Source organism: Ancylobacter novellus DSM 506 (assembly GCF_000092925.1).
Classification (GTDB): Bacteria; Pseudomonadota; Alphaproteobacteria; order Rhizobiales; family Xanthobacteraceae; genus Ancylobacter; species Ancylobacter novellus.
This window is the reverse complement of sequence record NC_014217.1, coordinates 2,854,080-2,874,282: the sequence shown is the minus strand read 5'-3', so window position 1 is coordinate 2,874,282 and position 20,203 is coordinate 2,854,080. Positions and strand designations below refer to the sequence as shown.

The following is a 20,203-nucleotide window of genomic DNA, read 5'->3' as shown; positions in this document are numbered from 1 at the left end:
TGAGCCAACCACGATGGCTGCACACTTAAGCAACAATGGCGCGGGCATCGGCTCGGGGGCCGCGCCACACCCTCAAGGTAGCGGAGGACGTCATTCATGAAAGACGACATCGTCATCGTCGGCGCCGCACGCACGGCTGTCGGCGCGTTCAACGGCGCGCTCTCCTCGCTGCCGGCGCATGAGCTCGGCAAGGTCGCGATCGGCGCGGCGCTGGAACGCGCGGGGGTTGAACCCGGCGCGGTCAGCGAGACGATCATGGGCCAGATCCTCACCGCCGGCGCGGGGCAGAACCCGGCGCGGCAGGCCTCCGTCGCCGCCGGCATCCCGGTGGAAAGCCCGGCCTGGGGCGTCAACCAGCTCTGCGGCTCGGGCCTGCGGGCGGTCGCCCTCGGCTACCAGGCGCTGCTCAACGGCGACAGCGATATCGTCGTCGCGGGCGGCCAGGAATCGATGAGCCAGGCGCCGCACTGCGCGCATCTGCGCAACGGCACCAAGATGGGCGACCTGCAGATGGTCGACACCATGATCAAGGACGGCCTGTGGGACGCCTTCAACGGCTACCACATGGGCACGACCGCCGAGAACGTCGCGCGCCAGTGGCAGATCACCCGCGAGCAGCAGGACGAGTTCGCGGTCCGCTCGCAGAACAAGGCCGAGGCGGCGCAGAAGGCCGGCCGCTTCAAGGACGAGATCGTCCCTGTCACCATCTCCACCCGCAAGGGCGACATTATCGTCGCCGACGACGAGTATCCCCGCCACGGCGCCACGCTCGACGGCATGACCAAGCTGCGCCCGGCCTTCTCCAAGGACGGCACGGTGACCGCCGGCAACGCCTCCGGCATCAATGACGGCGCCGCCGCCGTGGTGCTGATGACCGCCGCCAAGGCTGCGGGCCGCAAGCCGCTGGCGCGCATCGTCTCCTGGGCGCAGGCGGGCGTCGACCCGTCCATCATGGGCTCCGGCCCGATCCCGGCCTCGCGCCGCGCGCTGGAGAAGGCGGGCTGGACCGTCGCCGACCTCGACCTGATCGAGGCCAACGAGGCCTTCGCCGCGCAGGCCTGCGCGGTGAACAAGGACCTCGGCTGGGATCCGGCCAAGGTGAACGTCAACGGCGGCGCCATTGCGCTGGGCCACCCGATCGGCGCCTCCGGCGCGCGCATCCTCACCACGCTGCTCTACGAGATGGAGAAGCGCGACGCCAAGAAGGCGCTCGCCACGCTGTGCATCGGCGGCGGCATGGGCATCGCCATGTGCCTGGAACGCGACTGAGGCGCGGGAGACTGCCGCGCGCGAGACTCCATCCTGCGCGATTGATGCGTGTCAGACACAGCCCCTGAGGTCTGTGACACCTTAAGCCGGCAAGGCGGCCAAGCTGCCTTGCCGTCACGGAAAAAAGCGAACTACAAGCCGTGTAGGTTCCCGGGAAGGAACGCCAGAGGGGGTGAGTGACATGAGTCGTGTTGCGTTGGTCACCGGTGGCACGCGCGGGATCGGCGCGGCTGTCAGCAAGGCGCTGAAAGCCGCTGGATATCAGGTCGCGGCAAACTATGCCGGCAACGCCGAAGCAGCGGCGGCCTTCACCGCGGAAACCGGCATTCCCGCCTTCAAATGGGACGTCTCCGACTTCGAGGCCTGCAAGGCGGGCATCGGCGAGGTGACCTCCACGCTCGGCCCGGTCGAGGTGCTGGTGAACAATGCCGGCATCACCCGCGACGGCATGCTGCACAAGATGGCGCCCGAGCAGTGGCACGCGGTGATCAACACCAACCTCACCTCGGTGTTCAACATGTGCCGCAACGTGATCGAGGGCATGCGCGAGCGCAATTTCGGGCGCATCGTCACCATCTCGTCGATCAACGGCCAGAAGGGCCAGATGGGCCAGACCAACTATTCCGCCGCCAAGGCCGGCGAGATCGGCTTCACCAAGGCGCTGGCGCAGGAGAACGCGGCCAAGGGCATCACGGTGAACGCGATCTGCCCGGGCTATATCGGCACGGAGATGGTGCGCGCCATGCCGCAGGACGTGCTGGAGAAGCGCGTGCTGCCGCACATCCCCGCCGGCCGCCTCGGCGAGCCGGAGGAGATCGCGCGCTGCGTGGTGTTCCTTGCCGCCGACGAGGCCGGCTTCATCACCGGCTCGACGCTCACCGCCAATGGCGGGCAGTACATGGCGTGAGGCCGGATGAGGCTAGGCGCGAGGCCTTCCGGCCTCACGCCGCTTCCCGCCTCACTTCACGTCCTTCTTGAGGATCTTGCCGCTCACGGCGTCGATCTCGATCTCCATCTTCTTGCCGTCCGCACCGAGGCCCTCGGCCTCCCATTTCGACACGCCCTTCTCGTGCTCGTGCTCGAGCTTGGCCACGACGGTCATGCCCTGCGCGCGTGCGATCGTCAGCGCCTCGTCGATGCCGATGGTGGCCTGCGCGGATAGGGGGGTGGACAGGAAGGCGAGGGCGAGAAGCGAGGCGAGGAACGAGGCGGGGATCGAGGTCGTGCGCGTCATCGGAGTTCTCCCTGCATGAGCCGGAACCGGCGTGCCGGAGCGTAAGGCCGGACGGTATTCACGTCCATCGCCGTGCTGGGTAGCCGGACGCTTGGCGGAAGGGCGCGCAGCGGCCATAAGGGGCGCCCGACCCGCAGGTTCCCCGCCCCCATGTCCCGCTCCTCCGCCACCCTCATCGGCTTCACCGCCATATTGCTCTGGTCGACGCTGGCGCTTGCCACCTCCTCGACCGGCGCGGTGCCGCCCTTCCTGCTCACCGCGCTTACCTTCACCATCGGCGGAGCGGTCGGAATCGCCGCCGGACTGGCGCGCGGGGTGGGGCTGTCGGTGCTGCGCCAGCCCTGGCCGGTGTGGGTGCACGGCATAGGCGGGCTGTTCGGCTACCACTTCTTCTATTTTTCGGCGCTCAAGCTCGCCCCACCCGCCGAGGCGGGGCTGGTCGCCTATCTCTGGCCGCTGCTCATCGTGCTGTTCTCCGCCTTCCTGCCGGGCGAGCGGCTGCGGCCGGCGCATGTGGCGGGCGCGCTGATGGGGCTGGCCGGCACGGTGGTGCTGCTGGGCGCGCGGGCCGGCGGCTTCGGCTTCGCGCCGGAATATGTGCCCGGCTATCTGGCGGCGGCGGCCTGCGCGGTGATCTGGTCGGTCTACTCGGTGGCGTCGCGCCGCTTTGCCCGGGTGCCGACCGAGGTGGTCGCGGGCTTCTGCCTCGCCACGGCGGCGCTTTCGGCGCTGTGCCATATCCTGTTCGAGCCGTCGGTATGGCCGGTTGGGAGCGAGTGGCTGGCGGTCGTCGCGCTCGGCATCGGCCCGGTGGGCATCGCCTTCTACACCTGGGACATCGGCATGAAGCGCGGCGACGTGCGCCTGCTCGGCGTGCTGTCCTACGCCGCGCCGGTGCTCTCCACGCTTCTGCTGGTCGTCGCCGGCTTCGCGGCGCCGAGCGGTGCGCTCGCCATCGCCTGCGCGCTCATCGTCGGCGGTGCGGCGGTGGCGACACTGCTCGCCCGGCGGTGAGAACCCGTCCCTGATCTTCTTCGCGGAGCTACTGTTCTTCCCTCATGGCCGGGCTTGACCCGAAGTCGGCATTTGCCGACTTCGGTCTCCAGAGTGAGGAACTCGGGCAAGCCCGAGTTCCTGCCACCCAGTGACTTGGTGCGCCCGGTCTCCTGGGTCCCCGGGTCAAGCCCGGGGATGAGGGAAGAAAAGAAGATCGGGCTCAGCCCGGCGACCAGCCGGGGGCGGCAAGCTCGAAGCCGGCAAACTCGAAGCCCGGCGCCACGGTGCAGCCGACCAGCGTCCAGTCGCCGAGGCTGCGCGCCGCCTGCCAGGCGCCGTGCGGGACGACGCATTGCGGTTCCTCGCCACGGACGATGTCTGGGCTGAGGATGCGGGTCTCGATCGGCCCGGCATCGTTGAGCGCGATGCGCAGTTCCAGCGGCGCGCCGGCGTGCCAGTGCCAGATCTCCGTCGCGTCGACGCGGTGCCAGTGCGAGGCTTCGCCCGCGGCCAGCAGGAAATAGATGGCGGTCGAGACCGAGCGGCCATCGGGCGTGCGCCGCTCGTCGCGGAAGGTCTCGCGGAAGTGCCCGCCTTCCGGGTGCGGCTGCAATCCGAGCTGGGCGATGACGTCCTGCGCGGTGAGAGCGGTCATGGGCGCCCTCAGCCGCGAAAACTGTTCTTGAGGCTGCGCAGCTCGGTGAAGACGGCGCCCGGCTCGGCGCCGGCCAGGCCGATGCGGGCGGCGAGCTCGGGGTCGTCGGCGCGCAGGAACGGGTTGGTCACCTTCTCCGCGCCGATGGTGGTCGGCAGCGTCGGCTCGCCGGCAGCGCGCTGCGCCTCGGCTTCCTTCAGGCGCGCGGCCAGCGCCGCATTGTCCGGGTCGACGCTGACGGCGAAGCGCCCGTTCGAGACGGTGTATTCGTGGCCGCAATAGACCGAGATGTCGTCGGGCAGGCCGCGCAGGCGCACCAGCGATTCCCACAGCACCGGCGGATCGCATTCGAAGGGCCGGCCGCAGCCGAGCACGAACAGCGTGTCGCCCGAGAACAGCAGGCGCTCGTCCTCGAACAGGAAGACGATGTGCCCCTTGGTGTGGCCGGGCGTCTCCATCACCCGGCCGACGAGGCCGCCGACCGCCACGGGATCGCCGTCCACCACCGCGAAATCGAGGCCGGGAATGGTGTCGCGCTCGGCCTTGGGGCCGATCACCGTTGCGCCGAAACGCTCCTTCAGCGCCAGCACGCCGGCGATGTGGTCGGTGTGGTGATGGGTGACGAGGATGTGGGTGAGCGTCCAGTCCTCGCGCTCCAGCGCGGCGAGGATCGGCGCCACCTCCGGCGCGTCGATGACGGCGGTCGCCTCGGTGACGGGATCGCGCAGCAATACCGCGTAATTGTCGGCGAGGCAGGGGATGAGCCGCAGTTCGACCGGCATGGCGTTCCTCGGGTGGTGACCTCGGGCGGACGACGGGCGCGGCGGCCGGGGGCTGCCGGCCGCCAGTCTAGTGGATGGACGGACGAGGCGTCAGTGCCTTCTCAACGGCATTCCTGCGCGGCGCGGTCGATGGCCGCGGAGATGCCGCTCAGCGAATAGGTGTCGGTGGTGACGTTGCCGCGCCCGGAGGTGCCCTTCACCGTGAGGTCGCGGCCCTTGCGCATGGCGTCGACGAGGCGGGTCTCCTCGGCGACGTTGCGCACCCAGGCGCCGGTGCCGCGGGTGTAGAGGTCGAAGCTGGTCGGGCCGATGGTGAGCGTGGCGTCGGTGCCTTCCTTGAGCGGGAAGCCCATGACGACGCTGACCTCGCCCTTCACGTTCTCGGCGGTGCGGGTCGAGATGAAGAAATAGGCGGGATCGCGGTTGAGACCGGCGGGCGCGCGGGACTTGGGCTGGGACAGGGCGTAGCAGATCTTGCCGCTGCCGCTGGTATCGACATAGACGCCCCAGTCGCCGAACTGGCCGACCAGCTTCGGCGCGCCCTGGGCGCCGGCGCCGCTCGCGCCGATGAAAGCCAGTGCCAAGCCGGCGAGTGCCGCGTGCACGATCCGTCGTGCCATGGTCTCTGTCCTCCGTGTCATCTGCCGCGATGCCGCCCGCGTGATTCTGCGTGCGGGCCGCCAAAGGGATATCCGGCCGATTCGCCGCTGTGAACCCTCAGCGGTACAAAGCGGCAGGGTTGGCGATCAAATGGCCGCAGGCCGGCGGCGAATTGAAGGCGCAAAAAGCGCTTTCCGCCGTCATTTGGCAAAAACATACCTGTGATTTCAAGCCCTGCGCAGCCGCTCGAGTGCCGCCCTCGCGGCAGCACGGTGCGAGGGGCCGATATGACTGGCGAGAAGGTTGAGCGCGGTGGCGATCACCGCCGCGTCGTCGGTGAAGCCGAGCGCCGGCAGGATGTCCGGCACCGTGTCGGTCGGCAGCAGGAAATAGGCGAGCGCGCCGAACAGCAGCGCCCGCACGCGGGTCGGCGTGCGGGCGTCGAGCGCGCAGTAATAGGCGGCCGCGGCGTCCTCGGCGAAGGGAATGCGCGAGGCGCCGCCGGCAAGCTTGCTCCAGAATCCGGCGCGCACGCGCGGCTCGTCCTCGCTGCCAGCGAGGTTCTCGATATCCTCGGGATCGAAGGTGCGGTCGAAACGGCGGGCCATCCAGCTCTCCTTGTCCCGCTTCAGATGGTCCCGGCCGTGGCTTTTCGCAATATTTCCCGCCGCTTTCACATCAGCGGGTAGGCGGCCTCGACCCGGTAGGGGCCGCCGCCGACGGAATCGCGCGAGGAATAGAGCACGAAGCGCGACACCTCGAAGGTCGGGCTGCGGAAATAGCCGCGTAGCGCGAGATATTCCGCCACCTGCCGCGGCGAAGCATCGCGCAGCCGGGCGAGGGTGACGTGCGGGCGGAAGTTGCGCCCCTCAGGCGGCAGGCCGATGCGCTTCATCGCCCGTTCATGCTCGGCCTGCAGGTCGTTCAGTGCCTCGTTCGCCTTCACCCCGACGAAGATCGAGTGCGGCTTGTGGTTGCCGAACTGGTCGACGCCCGAGAGCGTGAGGTCGAAGCCGAAGCGGTCGATCTCGTCGAGCGCGGCGGCGGCGTCGCGCGCCACCACATGGTCGACGTCGCCGATGAAGCGCAGCGTGACGTGGTAGAATTCCGGGCTGATCCAGCGGGCACCGGGAAGGCCGCCCCGCAGCATGGAAAGCTGGTCGGCGACGTCGGCAGGAATTTCGAGGGCGGTGAAGAGCCGCGGCATGACCCCCTCCTTAGAGTTTCCAGCGAGGAAATCCGCTGATGATTGAGACGGATTCGCACGCTGAGGAAAAGCGGAAAATACGACAGGCAAAACACAGGCCGCACGACGCATGCCTCTCCGGCGCATCCCTGCCGGTTGCCAAGGCCTCGCCCGCGGCTGACGGGGCGGGCACAAGCCTATATGGTGATCCTCCATGAGCGAATCGACCGACGACACCGATCTTTTCACCGCCACCGAGGCGTCGCCGGAAGCCGCGCCCTCGCCGGTGGACTTCGCCAGCATCGCCTCGCTCTACCGCTATCCGGTGAAGGGGCTGACGCCGGAGCGCCTCGAGGTCGTCGAGCTGGAAGCGGGGCGCTACTTCCCCGGCGACCGGCTCTACGCCATCGAGAACGGCCCCTCGGGCTTCATTCCAGAGGTTCCGGCGTTCCAGCCGAAGATCAAGTTCCTCATGCTGATGCGCAATGAGCGCCTCGCCGCGCTGAAGGCGCGCTATGAGGACGCGACCAGCGAGCTCGTCATCGACCTCGACGGCAAGGAGGCGGTGCGCGGCCGGCTCGACTCGCCGGAAGGACGGGCGGCGATCGAGGAGTTCTTCCAGCGCTATTCGCGCTACGAATTGCGCGGCGCGCCGCGCGTGCTGGCGGCGCCCGACGGCTTCCGCTTCGTCGACACGACGGAAGGCTTCGTCTCGCTGATCAACCTGGCGAGCTGCCGGGCCTTGGGCGAGATCATCGGCCAGCCGGTCGACCCGCTGCGCTTCCGCGGCAATCTCTACCTCGACGGCATGGAGCCGTGGGAGGAGTTCGACCTTGTCGGCCACACCATCGAGATCGGCAACCAGGTGCGGCTCAAGGTGACGCAGCGCATCTTCCGCTGCGCCGCCACCAATGTGGATCCGATGACCGCCAAGCGCGACCTCGACGTGCCCGGCACGCTGATGCGCAGCTTCGGCCACACCGATTGCGGCATCTTCGCCGAGATCGAGCGCGGCGGCCTGATCGCCGAGGGCGACGCGGTGCGCATCACGCTGTGAGGGCGTCGCTTCCTGTTACTTGACGAACGTCATCCTGAGGTGCCCGGCCATCGGCCGGGCCTCGAAGGATGCTCACCCAGGCGCCCGAGACCATCCTTCGAGGCTCGCTCCGCTCGCACCTCAGGATGACGATGCACTGGATGAGAAATTTCCTCGACGGCTTCCCCCAAACAAAAAGGCCCGGCTGAGCCGGGCCTTTTGCATTTCAGTTCAGAGACGGCTCACTCGCCGGCTTCGGCCGGCGCGGGCTCGGCGCCCTCGGCCTCGCCCTCGGCGCGGCGGTAGCGGCGGCGACGGGTGCGCGGGGCGGGGGCCTCGCCGTCTTCGGTGGCTGCCGCGACCGGCGCCGGAGCCGCGGCGGCGGCTGCGGACTTGCGCCCACGGCCGGTGCCTTCCGGCTTGGCCGGAGCCTCGCTGGCGGCCGCTTCGGCCTTCGGTGCTTCGGCCTTGGGGGCCTCGGCCTTCGGCTCAGGCTTGGCCTCGACCTTGGGCTCAGGGGCGGTGCTCACCGGCGCGGCGGCGCTGCTCTGGGTGATGAAGGCGGGAAGGCCGATCTCGGCCTCCACATCCGGCCCGAGGCGCGGCTGCGGCTGCTGGCCGGGATCGCGGTAGGGCTGCTCGCCACCCTCGCGCGGCTCACGCGGCTCGCGGTTCTCGCGATAGGGGCGGTTGTCGCGCTGCCAGCGACCGCCTTCGCGATGCTCGCCGCGCTCGCGGTTGTCACGGTCCTGCCGGTTGTCACGGTCGCGATTGTCGCGATCCTGGCCGCGCTCGCGGTTGTCGCGGCGCCCATCCCGGTCGCGGTAGAACTCGCGCTGGCTGCCGTCGCGGTCGCCGCGCTGGTTGCCGTCACGGTCGCGCTGGCTGTTGTCGCGGTAATTGCCGTCACGGCCGCCGTCGCGATCGCGATAGCCCTGCTGCTGCGGCTCGCGGGCCTGGAAGGCCGGCTGGCCCTCAGCGCCGGCCTCCTCGCCCTCCTCCTCGAAATCGTCCTCGTCGGAACGCTGGAAGGGCTGGCCCTGCACGCCGAACTGCGCCTGGGCGGCGGCGATGATGCGGTAATAGTGCTCGGCGTGCTGGAGATAGTTCTCCGCCGCCACCGGATCGCCCGACGCCTGCGCGTCGCGGGCGAGCTGCTGGTACTTCTCCACGATGTGCTGCGCGGTGCCGCGCACCTTCACATCGGGGCCGTTCGACTCATAGACACGCGTAAGCGGATTCTGGCTGCGCCGGTTGTTGTTGTTGCGGCCGCGCATACGCTTCTGCTGGTTACTATTTCGCATCGAGCTGGTCTCTGAGGCCTGTGCCGCCGGTCGGGCGAACCCCTTTCGGGCGGGCATGGCGGGTCAATCACCTTGATCTTCCCCGTCCCGCGCCGCTGGCCTCGACCAGCGGCAACGGCGTGCCGGGAAATCTCGCCTCAAGCCGGAGAAAACCTGCCATAGCCGGAAGCCGTGAGGCTCCGGACATGCCGCAGGTCGACACCGACCGTCGGACTTCTTCCATGGGAGCGCATCTCTCGAAGATGCTCCGCCGCCGGACCTGCCGGCCGCGATCCACCCAGGCCGCATCTTCCGGCCCGGATCCGGCGAGCGCCACGCTGCGCTACAGCCGACCCCATGCTTCATCGTGCAACCGAAGCTACACCGATAAACTCGTGGAGCGTTCGCCCCTACGAGACATCGCGCTCATTCAGGCCTTCCGCAAGGACCCGAATGTCACCGCCGCGATGAGCCCGATCACTCGACGAAGAGCGACCGGCTTCCAAACCCATTGCAGGATAAGTGATGTCTCAGGACGATTCCTGCAAGGGACACTAATCGCTTCGTTACGTCGTTCCAAGCCCTTTTTTGCCGCATCACCGGTATTGTCAGGCGGGTCGGGTCACGATGGCGCGTGCGATCCCGGAAAGGTCGCGCCGCGCCGGTCCGTCGGCGGAAAGGCCAGCGGCGGCGAGAAGAGCGGCAACGTCCTCCTCCTGGCCGATGCCCAGTTCCAGCACCGCTCGGCCGCCCGGCACGAGCAGGCCGGGAAGCGCGGCGGCGAGGACGCGGTAGGCGTCGAGCCCGTCCGCCCCACCGTCGAGCGCAAGACGCGGGTCGTGCTCACGCACCTCCTTGTCGAGCGCGGCGATATCCCTCGCGGGAATATAAGGCGGATTGGAGGCCACGAGGTCGAAACGGCTGTGGATCGCCTCCGCCCAACGCCCGACGATCACCGCCGAACGTCCGGCGAGGCCCAGCCGGGCGAGATTGTCGCGCGCCTGCCGCGCCGCGCCTTCCGACAGGTCGATGCCGAGGCCGACGGCGTTCGGGTATTCGCTGAGCAGGGCGGCGAGGATGGCGCCGGTGCCGGTGCCGAGATCGAGGATGCGCAGCTTTGCCGCACGGTCGGGGAACAGAGCGAGCGCGGCCTCGACCAGCGTCTCGGTCTCCGGGCGTGGCACCAGCGTCTCCGGGGCGAGGGAGAAATCGAGGCTCCAGAACTCGCGCCGGCCGACGAGGCGGGCCAGCGGCTCGCCATCGGCCCGGCGGGCGGCCAAGGCCCGCAGGCGGGCGGCATCTTCTTCCGCAACCGGCAGATCGGCGCGGGCGACGAGATCGATGTCGGCGAGGCCGAGGCCGCCCTTGAGCAGCGCGCGCGCCTCGCGTTCCGGCGTCTCCAGCCCGGCGGCGGCGAAGGCCGCGGCGATCTCGCGCAGCAGCCCGGCGCGCGTGGTCACCGCTCGCCCCAGCCGGCGTTCTCCGCCTCGGCCAGCAGCGCCGCCTGATATTCGGTGGTGAGCGCGTCGACGAGCTCGCCGAGGCCCTCGCCGGAGAGGATCTCCGGCAGCTTGTGCAGGGTCAGGCCGATGCGGTGGTCGGTGACGCGGCCTTGCGGGAAGTTGTAGGTGCGGATGCGCTCGGAACGATCGCCGGAGCCGACTTGCACCTTGCGCTCGCTGGCGCGGGCGCTGTCGCGCTTCTCGCGCTCGGCCTCGTAGATGCGCGCGCGCAGCATGCCCATGGCGCGGGCCTTGTTCTTGTGCTGCGAGCGCTCGTCCTGCACCGCGACGACGGTGCCGGTGGGCAGATGCGTGATGCGCACCGCGCTCTCGGTCTTGTTGACGTGCTGTCCGCCGGCGCCCGACGCCCGGAACACGTCGATGCGCAGGTCGGATTCGTTGATGGCGATGTCGACGTCCTCGACCTCCGGCAGCACCGCCACCGTGGCGGCGGAGGTGTGGATGCGCCCGGACCCCTCCGTCTCCGGCACCCGCTGCACGCGGTGCACGCCGGATTCGAACTTCAGCTTCGCATAGGCCCCCGAGCCGTGGAGGGCGGCGACGATCTCCTTGAAGCCGCCGGCGGTGCCCTCGGTGAGCGAGAGGACCTCGACCGACCAGCCGTTCAGCCCGGCGAAGCGCTCATACATGCGGAACAGGTCGCCGGCGAACAGCGCCGCCTCGTCGCCGCCGGTGCCGGCACGCACTTCGAGGATGACGCCGCGCTCGTCCATGGCGTCCTTGGGCAGCAAGGCGAGGCGCACGGCGTGGGTGAGCGTCTCCACCTGCTCCTCGAGCGAGGCGACCTCCTCCTCGGCCAGCGCCGCCATCTCCTTGTCGCCCGCCGCTTCCGCCGCGAGGGTGCGGGCGTCGGTGAGCTGGCGCTCGGCGCTGCGCAGCGCCTTCACGCTGTCGGTCAGCGGCGACAGCTCGGCGAATTCGCGCGACAGGCGGACATAGGTCTCCGCGTCGGGATTGGCCGACAAGGCGTGCTCGATCTCCGCGTGGCGCGCGAGCAGCTGGTCGAGGCGGGCGTCGGGAAGGGCCGTCACGGGAGGGCGCTCACAGCGGCAGGTTTCACAGCGGAAGACCTGCCTTCTCGGCGAAGGCCTTGAGCTGCGGACGCAGCGAGGAGGCGTCGGCGCCGGGGCCGAGCAGCGGGGCGACCATGGCGGCGGCGGCAGCGAGGTCGAGTTCCAGCAGCATCGCCTTCACCGGGCCGTAGGAGGCCGGGGAGAGCGAGAGCTTGCGATAGCCGATGGCGGCAAGCGCCAGCGCCTCCAGCGGCTTCGAGGCGAGTTCGCCGCAGAGCGTGACCGGCTTGCCGTATTCGGCCGCCTTGTCGGCGATCAGCTTCAGTGCCCTGAGCGCCGAGGGGCCGAGCGCGTCGAAGCGGTCGGCGACGCGCGGATTGCCGCGATCGGCGGCGTAGAGGAACTGCACCAGGTCATTCGAGCCGACCGAGGCGAAGTCGATGCGGGGGAAGAGCTGGTCGAGCTGGAACAGCAGCGCCGGCACTTCCAGCATGACGCCGATCAGCACCCGCTCGGGCAGGCCGTGGCCGTGGCGGCGCAGATGGGTGAGCTCGCGCTCGACGATGTGGCGGGCGCGGTCGAACTCCTCCACCGCAGAGACCATTGGGAAGATGAGGCGCAATTCGCGACCCGTGGCGGCGCGCAGCAGCGCGCGCACCTGGCTGCGCAGGAGGCCCGGCCGGTCGAGGCCGAGGCGGATGGCGCGCCAGCCGAGGGCCGGGTTCTCCTCCTCGATGGCGCGCATATAGGGCAGCACCTTGTCGCCGCCGATGTCGAGGGTGCGGAACACCACCGGCCGCTCGCCCGCCGCGTCGAGCACCGAGCGGTAGAGCTTGAGCTGCTCGTTGGTGCGCGGGAAGGCCGAGGCGATCATGAACTGCAATTCGGTGCGGAACAGGCCGATGCCGGTCGCGCCGGTCTCGGCGATGTGCGGCAGGTCGACCAGCAGGCCGGCGTTCAGGTGCAGCTCGATCTCGGTGCCGTCCTTGGTGACGGTCGGCACGTCGCGCAAAGCGGCGTAGCGCTCCAGCCGCTTCGCCCGGAAGCGCACCTTCTCGACATAGGCGGCCTCGACGTCGGCCGGCGGGCGCACATGCACCTCGCCCGAGACGCCGTCGACGATGATCGCGTCGCCCGCATCGCATTGGCCGACGATGTTCTCGACATGGCCGACCGCGGCGATGCCGAGCGCGCGGGCGACGATGGTGAGGTGGCTCGTCGCCGCGCCTTCCTCCAGCACCAGGCCGCGGATGCGCGAGCGGTCATAGTCGAGCAGCGCCGCCGGGCTCATGTTGCGGGCGACGATGATGGCGTTGTCGGGCAGGCCGCCCTTCTCCGGGCCGCCGGCGCGGCCGGTGAGCTGGCGCAGCAGGCGGTTCGCCAGATCGTCGAGGTCGTGCATGCGCTCGCGCAGATAAGGGTCGGTCATGCGCAGCATGCGGGCGCGGGTGTCCGACTGCACGCGCTCGACCGCGCCCTCGGCGGTGAGGCCGGTCATCACCGCCTCGCGCATGCGGCCGATCCAGCCGCGGTCGTGGGCGAACATGCGGTAGGCTTCGAGGATGTCGCGATGCTCGCCGACGCGCGCGACCCCTTCGTCCTCCAGCATGATGTCGATGGAGGCGCGCAGCGTCTCGACCGCCTCGTCGAGGCGCTTCAATTCGCCGGGCAGGTCGTCGGCGATGACCTTGGTGACCTCGATGCGCGGCTCGTGCAGCACGACATGGCCGAGGCCGATGCCTTCGGAGAGAGCGAGGCCCTTGAGGTGCAGCGGCCGGCGGGCGGCCGGCTCGGCGCCGGGCAGCGCCATGGCGGTGAGTTCGCCCGAGGCGATGATCTCCGCCAGCACCATGGCGGTGGTCTGCAGCGCCTCGATCTCCTCCTCGGTGTAGGAGCGGTGGGCGCGGTTCTGCACCACCAGCACGCCGAGCGTGTTGCCGGCGCGCAGGATCGGCACGCCGAGGAAGGAGTGGTAGATCTCCTCGCCCGTCTCCGGCCGGTAGGAGTAGGCCGGGTGCGCCTGCGCGTTGGACAGGCTGATCGGCTCGGCCTCGCGGGCGACGGTGCCGACGAGGCCTTCGTCGATGCGCATCACCGTCAAGTGGACGGCGGTGGGGTTGAGGCCTTCGGTGGCGTAGAGCTCGAGGGTGCCGTCGACGCGCAGCACATAGACCGAGCACACCTCGGCCACCATGTTGGCCGCGATGAGAACCACGATCTTGTCCAGGCGGTCCTGCGCGCTGACCGGCTCCGCCATGACCTCGCGGAGTCGCCTCAGAAGCACGCGCGGGCCGCCGAGCGCGCCACGCATTGGCCGTCCTCGGTTTCCGGGAGCCGCGTTCCCGGAGCGTCGATGTCAGGGCGCGACTCGCATCGCGCCCTTGCCTGAGTTCAGGCGTCGAGCCCGTATACCGAATGCAGCGTTCGCACGGCAAGTTCGGTATAGGCCGCGTCGATCAGCACCGAGATCTTGATCTCGGACGTCGAGATGGCGCGGATGTTGATGCCGCGCTCCGACAGGGCCTTGAAGGCGCGGGCCGCGACGCCGGCGTGCGAGCGCATGCCGATGCCGATGATCGAGATCTTCACCACGTCGGTGGCGCCCTCGACGGCCTGGAAGCCGATCTCCTCGCGCGCGCCGGCGAGCGCGGCCTTGGCGCGCTCGAAATCGGCGGTCGGGACGGTGAAGGTGATGTCGGTGAAGCCCTCGGCCGAGATGTTCTGCACGATCATGTCGACGTTGATGTGCGCATCGGCCAGCGGCACGAACACGCCCGCCGCGATGCCCGGCTTGTCCGGGACGTGACGGATGCTGATCTGGGCTTCGTCCCGGGCGAAGGCGATGCCGGTGACGACTTCACTCTCCACGATTTCCTCCTCGTCGCAAATCAGGGTGCCCGGCGGGTCGCCGGCGGTCTTGAGCTCCGGGGCGTCCGGATCGGTGAAGCTGGAGCGTACGAAGGTGCGCACATTATGCACCATGGCGAGCTCGACCGAGCGCACCTGCAGCACCTTGGCCCCGAGCGAGGCCATCTCCAGCATCTCCTCGAAGGCGATCTTCTCCAGCCGGCGCGCCTTCGGCACGATGCGCGGGTCGGTGGTGTAGACGCCGTCGACGTCGGTGTAGATGTCGCAGCGGTCGGCCTTGATGCCGGCGGCGACCGCCACCGCGCTGGTGTCCGAGCCGCCGCGGCCGAGCGTGGTGATACGCCCGCTCGGGACATGCATGCCCTGGAAGCCGGCGATCACCGCCACCTCGCCCTCGGCGAAGCGCTCGACGATCTGGTCGCCGTTGACCGAGAGGATGCGGGCCGAGCCGTGCGCGTCGTCGGTGGAGATCGGCAGCTGCCAGCCCTGCCAGGAGCGGGCGGGGATGCCCATGTCCTGCAGCGCGATGGCGAGGAGCCCCGACGTCACCTGCTCGCCGGAGGCGACGATGGCGTCATATTCGCGGGCGTCGTGCAGCACCGCCGTTTCGCGGCACCAGGCGACCAACTCGTTGGTCTTGCCCGACATGGCCGAGACCACGACGGCGACCTCGTGGCCGGCCTCGATCTCCCGTTTCACATGGCGTGCGACATTGCGAATGCGCTCGATGTTGGCGACCGATGTGCCGCCGAACTTCATCACCAGACGTGCCATTGCGGGAAACCGTAACCGTGTTCTTCTGTGGGGCCGGGTGGATGGGAGAGGCTCCCGGCCCGAAAGGCGCGTATACATATCCACCTCGCGCCCGCCCCGCAACGGCACCGCGCGAAGCTGGAATCGCTATTGGAAAGCTGCCCTTCCGTGAGTGCGCCGATGACCGAGACCGCCACAACCGTCGATCCCCGCGAGGTCGAGCGCTTCGCCGCGCTGGCCGCCGAATGGTGGAACCCGCGCGGCAAGATGAAGGTGCTGCACAAGTTCAACCCGGTGCGGCTCGCCTATCTGCGCGAGCGAATCGTCGCCCATTTCGGCCTCGACCCGAAGGCGATCCGGCCGCTGGAAGGGCTCTCGCTGCTGGATATCGGTTGCGGCGGCGGCCTTCTCAGCGAGCCGCTGGCGCGCATGGGCGCCTCGGTGACGGGTATCGACCCGGCGGAGAGGAACGTGCGCATCGCCTCGCTGCACGCCGAGGAGAGCAGCATCCCCGTTACCTACCGCGCGACCACGGCGGAGGCGCTGGCGAATGAGGGCGCGCGCTTCGACGTGGTGATGGCGATGGAGGTGGTGGAGCACGTCGCCGATGTCGGGTTGTTCCTCGCCCGCGCGAGCGAGATGGTGAAGCCGGGCGGGCTGCTCGTCGCGGCGACGCTGAACCGCACCAAGCGCTCCTTCGCCCTCGCCATCGTCGGGGCGGAATATGTGCTCGGCTGGCTGCCGCGCGGCACGCATGACTGGAACAGGTTCATCACGCCGGACGAGCTCCAGCTCGCGCTGGAAGCCGGCGGGCTGAAGGTGACCGACCGCGAGGGCGTGGTGTTCAACCCGCTCACTGACGAGTGGCGGCGCTCCAGCGACCTGTCGGTGAACTACATGATGGTGGCGGAGAAGGGGGCGTAAGCGTCTCCTCGCACGACGTCATGGCCGGACTTGTTCCGGCCATCCACGTCTTCCCGCCTTCGCTACCGTCCAAGTCGTGGATGCCCGGGCCAGGCCCGGGCATGACGGTGTTTCGGGTGGGGCCGGCGCGGCCGAGAAGAAATCCCGCCTTGACCCTCCTCAAGGCCCTTCCGTTGCCGATGGGCAACACTACATGAGGCTGAGCGGGTCGCCATGACGGGGCCTGCCGCGGCGGCCGGGATACGGGCGCCGCAATCCCGATAACCGCTCGTGCCTCTGAAGAGGGCGAGGGGAGGGGTCTGGAGGGACGACATGAATTTCGAAATCTATACCGAACGCGCGCGTGGATTCGTGCAGTCGGCGCAGTCGCTTGCGCTGCGCGAGGGCAACCAGCAGTTCACCCCCGAGCACCTGCTGAAGGTACTGCTCGACGACCCGGAAGGGCTTTGCGCCGGGCTGATCCAGCGCTCCGGCGGCGACCCGCGCATGGTGCTCGCCGACACCGAGGCGGCGCTGAAGAAGCTGCCCAAGGTGCAGGGTTCCGGCGCCGGGCAGGTCTATCTCGCGCCCGCCACCGCGCGCGTCTTCGACGCCGCCGAGCAGGCGGCCAAGAAGGCCGGCGACGGCTATGTCACGGTCGAGCGGCTGCTGCTCGCGCTGGCGCTGGAGAAGGACAGCGAGGCGGGCAAGATCCTCGCCAAGGCGGACGCGACTCCGCAGAAGATCAACGCCGCCATCGAGGCGCTGCGCAAGGGTCGTACCGCGGACAGCGCTACCGCCGAGAATGCCTATGACGCGCTCAAGAAGTACGCCCGCGACCTGACGAGCGCGGCGCGCGAGGGCAAGCTCGACCCGGTGATCGGCCGCGACGAAGAAATCCGCCGCACCATCCAGGTGCTGTCGCGGCGCACCAAGAACAATCCCGTCCTCATTGGCGAGCCCGGCGTCGGCAAGACCGCCATCGTCGAGGGCCTTGCCCTGCGCATCGTCGACGGCGACGTGCCCGAGAGCCTGAAGGACAAGAGCCTTCTCGCGCTCGACATGGGTTCGCTGATCGCCGGCGCGAAATATCGCGGCGAGTTCGAGGAGCGGCTGAAGAGCGTGCTCTCCGAGGTCGAGGCGGCCGAGGGCGGCATCATCCTGTTCATCGACGAGATGCACACCCTCGTCGGCGCAGGCAAGACCGACGGCGCGATGGACGCGTCCAACCTCTTGAAGCCCGCGCTGGCGCGCGGCGAGCTGCACTGCGTCGGCGCGACCACGCTCGACGAGTACCGCAAGCATGTCGAGAAGGACGCCGCGCTCGCCCGCCGCTTCCAGCCCGTCTTCGTCTCCGAGCCGACGGTGGAGGACACCATCTCCATCCTGCGCGGCATCAAGGAGAAGTACGAGCTGCACCACGGCGTGCGCATCACCGATTCGGCGCTGGTGGCGGCGGCCACCTTGTCGAACCGCTACATCACCGACCGCTTCCTGCCCGACAAGGCGATCGACCTCGTCGACGAGGCGGCCTCGCGGCTGCGCATGCAGGTCGATTCCAAGCCCGAGGAGCTGGATTCGATCGACCGCGAGATCGTGCGCCTGCGCATCGAGCAGGAGGCGCTGAAGAAGGAGAGCGACGCCGGCTCGAGGGACCGGCTGAAGCGGCTGGAGAAGGAGCTGGCCGATCTCGAGGAGCAGTCCGCCTCGCTGACCTCCCGCTGGAAGGCGGAGAAGGAGAAGCTGGGCGACGCCCAGAAGATCAAGAGCGACCTGGAGAAGGCGCGTGCCGAGCTCGCCAACGCCCAGCGCGCCGGCGAGTACCAGAAGGCGGGCGAGCTCGCCTATGGCACCATCCCCGCGCTGGAGAAGAAGCTCGCCGCCATCGAGACGCAGGAGCTCGCCGCCGAGGTGAAGGCCGGCGCCATGGTGGAAGAGGCGGTTACCCCGGACCATGTGGCGCAGGTTGTCTCGCGCTGGACCGGCGTGCCCGTCGACAAGATGCTGGAAGGCGAGAAGGAGAAGCTGCTGCGCATGGAGGACGTGCTGTCGAAGCGCGTCATCGGCCAGAAGGAGGCCGTGGAAGCTGTTTCCACGGCGGTCCGTCGTGCCCGCGCGGGTCTTCAGGACCCCAACCGGCCCATCGGCTCCTTCATGTTCCTCGGCCCGACGGGCGTGGGCAAGACCGAGCTGACCAAGGCGCTGGCCTCGTTCCTGTTCGACGACGACACCGCCCTCGTGCGCATCGACATGTCCGAGTACATGGAGAAGCACGCGGTGGCGCGGCTGATCGGCGCTCCTCCCGGCTATGTCGGCTATGAGGAGGGCGGCGCGCTGACCGAGGCCGTGCGGCGCCGGCCCTATCAGGTCGTGCTGTTCGACGAGGTCGAGAAGGCGCATCCGGACGTGTTCAACGTGCTCCTTCAGGTGCTCGACGACGGGCGCCTGACGGACGGGCAGGGCCGCACGGTCGACTTCCGCAACACGCTGATCATCATGACCTCGAACCTCGGTTCGGAGTATCTGGTGAACCAGCCGGATGGCGAGGACACCGAGGCCGTGCGCGACGAGGTGATGGGCGTGGTGCGTGCGCATTTCCGCCCGGAGTTCCTCAACCGCGTCGACGAGATCGTGCTGTTCCACCGGCTGCGGCGCGAGCAGATGGGCGCCATCGTCGATATCCAGGCCAAGCGGCTCGACAAGCTGCTGGAGGAGCGCAAGATCCGGCTGGAGATCACCTCCGAGGCGCGGGACTTCCTCGCCGAGAAGGGCTACGACCCGGCCTATGGCGCGCGTCCGCTCAAGCGGGTGATGCAGAAGCTGCTGCAGGACCCACTGGCTGGCCGCATCCTCGCCGGCACGGTGAAGGATGGCGACGTGGTCAAGGTCGAGCGCGGGGCGGGCGAACTCCTGTTCGACACCCGCGCCGGTGCGGTGGAGGAGGCGGCCTGACGGCTTGCTTCGCGAGAAGGATCGATGAAGGCCCGGCCCCGCGCCGGGCCTTTTTCATGACCGGCAGGTGTCCGGCTTTCGCCTTGCCGGGGCATCCGCGCCGGGCCACACTCCGCCGGCGTCACGCGGGGGAATGCCATGGTGCTCGGACTGAATGTCTTCGTTCTGGTATTCCTGGCGCTGGTGATCCTCACCATCGTCGCCGGGGTGAAGACGGTGCCGCAGGGCTATCAGGTCACCGTCGAGCGCTTCGGCCGCTATACGCGCAGCCTGTCGCCGGGCCTCAACCTCATCGTTCCCTTTCTCGACCGGATCGGGAAGCGGGTGAACGTGATGGAGCAGGTGCTGGACGTGCCGACGCAGGAGGTGATCACCCGCGACAACGCCACCGTCTCGGTGGACGGCATCGCCTTCTTCCAGGTGTTCGACGCGGCCCGCGCCAGCTACGAGGTCGCCCAGCTCGACCTCGCCATCCTCGCGCTGACCACCACCAATATCCGCACCGTGATGGGCGCGATGGACCTTGACCAACTCCTGTCGCATCGCGACGAGATCAATGAGCGGCTACTCAAGGTGGTCGACGCCGCGGCCGCGCCCTGGGGCGTGAAGATCACCCGCATCGAGATCAAGGACATCGTGCCGCCGGCCGACCTCGTCTCCGCCATGGCGCGGCAGATGAAGGCCGAGCGCGAGAAGCGCGCCGTGGTGCTGGAGGCCGAGGGCCAGCGCCAGTCGGAGATCCTGCGCGCGGAAGGCCAGAAGCAGTCGCAGATCCTGGAGGCCGAAGGACGGCGCGAGGCCGCCTTCCGCGACGCCGAGGCGCGCGAGCGTCTGGCGCAGGCGGACGCCAAGGCGACCGAGATGCTGTCCGGCGCGCTCGCCTCGGGCGATCCCGCTGCACTCAACTACTACATCGCCGAGAAATACATGAAGGCGCTGGAGGCCATGGCGAGCGCGCCGAACCAGAAGCTGATGGTGCTGCCCTATGAGGCGAGCGCCGTGCTGGGCTCGCTCGCCGGCGTCGCCGAGATCGCCCGCGGCGCCTTTGGGCCAGAGGCGGTGGCGGCGCGGCGGCCGGGCCCGACCGGGCCGCGCACGACGCCGGTCGAGAACCCCTTCGGTCCGGGTGCCTGAGGACGCATTATGGAGC

At 69.2% G+C, this 20,203-nt stretch carries 18 protein-coding genes; 7 read left to right on the top strand and 11 right to left on the bottom strand.

Features of this window, described 5'->3' with window-relative positions; genetic code table 11:
• Positions 1–96: 96 nt before the first annotated feature.
• Together SNOV_RS13630 and phbB are read left to right on the top strand one after the other, a co-directional pair.
• Positions 97–1,269 (top strand): acetyl-CoA C-acetyltransferase, encoded by a 1,173-nt coding sequence (locus tag SNOV_RS13630; protein ID WP_013167530.1) that lies wholly within the window; start codon positions 97–99, stop codon positions 1,267–1,269.
• A gap of 181 nt (positions 1,270–1,450) precedes the next feature.
• Complete coding sequence (gene phbB / locus SNOV_RS13625; protein WP_013167529.1) at positions 1,451–2,176, top strand: acetoacetyl-CoA reductase; 726 nt, start codon at positions 1,451–1,453, stop codon at positions 2,174–2,176.
• Positions 2,177–2,227: 51 nt separating this feature from the next.
• On the opposite strand, the gene SNOV_RS13620 is transcribed toward phbB, so the two are convergent.
• Complete coding sequence (locus SNOV_RS13620) at positions 2,228–2,503, bottom strand: PepSY domain-containing protein (RefSeq protein WP_013167528.1); 276 nt, start codon at positions 2,501–2,503, stop codon at positions 2,228–2,230.
• Between the two features lie 150 nt (positions 2,504–2,653).
• Between SNOV_RS13620 and yddG the strand changes: the two genes are divergently transcribed.
• The gene (yddG, locus tag SNOV_RS13615) at positions 2,654–3,517 is read left to right on the top strand and encodes an aromatic amino acid exporter YddG (RefSeq protein ID WP_013167527.1); all 864 of its coding nucleotides are present in this window, start codon (positions 2,654–2,656) and stop codon (positions 3,515–3,517) included.
• A gap of 202 nt (positions 3,518–3,719) precedes the next feature.
• On the opposite strand, the gene SNOV_RS13610 is transcribed toward yddG, so the two are convergent.
• The 5 genes from SNOV_RS13610 to thpR all read right to left on the bottom strand — a co-directional run bounded on the left by SNOV_RS13610 (position 3,720) and on the right by thpR (position 6,743).
• On the bottom strand, positions 3,720–4,154 hold the full coding sequence (locus SNOV_RS13610) for a cupin domain-containing protein (protein ID WP_013167526.1): 435 nt from the start codon (positions 4,152–4,154) through the stop codon (positions 3,720–3,722).
• 8 nt (positions 4,155–4,162) lie between these two features.
• Positions 4,163–4,936, bottom strand: coding sequence for a hydroxyacylglutathione hydrolase (gene gloB, locus SNOV_RS13605; RefSeq protein WP_013167525.1), 774 nt, complete (start codon positions 4,934–4,936; stop codon positions 4,163–4,165).
• 101 nt (positions 4,937–5,037) lie between these two features.
• Positions 5,038–5,556 (bottom strand): invasion associated locus B family protein, encoded by a 519-nt coding sequence (locus SNOV_RS13600; RefSeq protein WP_013167524.1) that lies wholly within the window; start codon positions 5,554–5,556, stop codon positions 5,038–5,040.
• A gap of 207 nt (positions 5,557–5,763) precedes the next feature.
• Positions 5,764–6,144 carry a YkvA family protein gene (locus tag SNOV_RS13595; RefSeq protein ID WP_013167523.1) on the bottom strand — a complete coding sequence of 127 codons (381 nt, stop codon included), beginning with the start codon at positions 6,142–6,144 and terminating at the stop codon, positions 5,764–5,766.
• Positions 6,145–6,209: 65 nt separating this feature from the next.
• Positions 6,210–6,743 (bottom strand): RNA 2',3'-cyclic phosphodiesterase, encoded by a 534-nt coding sequence (thpR, locus tag SNOV_RS13590; RefSeq protein ID WP_013167522.1) that lies wholly within the window; start codon positions 6,741–6,743, stop codon positions 6,210–6,212.
• A gap of 193 nt (positions 6,744–6,936) precedes the next feature.
• Here thpR and SNOV_RS13585 point away from each other — a divergent pair, with 193 nt between their 5' ends.
• A complete protein-coding gene (locus SNOV_RS13585) occupies positions 6,937–7,779 on the top strand; it encodes an MOSC domain-containing protein (RefSeq protein ID WP_013167521.1) in 843 nt (280 codons plus the stop codon).
• A gap of 221 nt (positions 7,780–8,000) precedes the next feature.
• Here the strand turns inward: SNOV_RS13585 and SNOV_RS13580 are convergent, their stop codons facing one another.
• The 5 genes from SNOV_RS13580 to SNOV_RS13560 form a co-directional block, all read right to left on the bottom strand.
• Entirely contained in the window at positions 8,001–9,062 is a 1,062-nt protein-coding gene (locus SNOV_RS13580) for a DUF4167 domain-containing protein (RefSeq protein ID WP_013167520.1), read from the bottom strand.
• 587 nt (positions 9,063–9,649) lie between these two features.
• On the bottom strand, positions 9,650–10,501 hold the full coding sequence (prmC, locus tag SNOV_RS13575) for a peptide chain release factor N(5)-glutamine methyltransferase (protein WP_013167519.1): 852 nt from the start codon (positions 10,499–10,501) through the stop codon (positions 9,650–9,652).
• Positions 10,498–11,595 carry a peptide chain release factor 1 gene (gene prfA / locus SNOV_RS13570; protein WP_013167518.1) on the bottom strand — a complete coding sequence of 366 codons (1,098 nt, stop codon included), beginning with the start codon at positions 11,593–11,595 and terminating at the stop codon, positions 10,498–10,500. Before prfA ends, prmC begins: the two co-directional genes overlap by 4 nt.
• A gap of 25 nt (positions 11,596–11,620) precedes the next feature.
• On the bottom strand, positions 11,621–13,888 hold the full coding sequence (ptsP, locus tag SNOV_RS13565) for a phosphoenolpyruvate--protein phosphotransferase (protein ID WP_013167517.1): 2,268 nt from the start codon (positions 13,886–13,888) through the stop codon (positions 11,621–11,623).
• An 80-nt stretch (positions 13,889–13,968) separates the two neighbouring features.
• Positions 13,969–15,219 carry an aspartate kinase gene (locus SNOV_RS13560; RefSeq protein ID WP_013167516.1) on the bottom strand — a complete coding sequence of 417 codons (1,251 nt, stop codon included), beginning with the start codon at positions 15,217–15,219 and terminating at the stop codon, positions 13,969–13,971.
• A 159-nt stretch (positions 15,220–15,378) separates the two neighbouring features.
• Between SNOV_RS13560 and ubiG the strand changes: the two genes are divergently transcribed.
• From ubiG to SNOV_RS13545, 3 genes are all read left to right on the top strand, one after another.
• Positions 15,379–16,122, top strand: coding sequence for a bifunctional 2-polyprenyl-6-hydroxyphenol methylase/3-demethylubiquinol 3-O-methyltransferase UbiG (ubiG, locus tag SNOV_RS13555; RefSeq protein ID WP_013167515.1), 744 nt, complete (start codon positions 15,379–15,381; stop codon positions 16,120–16,122).
• Positions 16,123–16,434: 312 nt separating this feature from the next.
• Positions 16,435–19,053, top strand: a complete 2,619-nt coding sequence (gene clpB, locus SNOV_RS13550) for an ATP-dependent chaperone ClpB (RefSeq protein ID WP_013167514.1) — start codon at positions 16,435–16,437, stop codon at positions 19,051–19,053.
• Between the two features lie 138 nt (positions 19,054–19,191).
• Positions 19,192–20,187: an SPFH domain-containing protein gene (locus tag SNOV_RS13545; RefSeq protein WP_013167513.1), complete on the top strand. Its 996-nt coding sequence runs from the start codon at positions 19,192–19,194 to the stop codon at positions 20,185–20,187.
• The last annotated feature ends 16 nt before the right edge of the window (positions 20,188–20,203 follow it).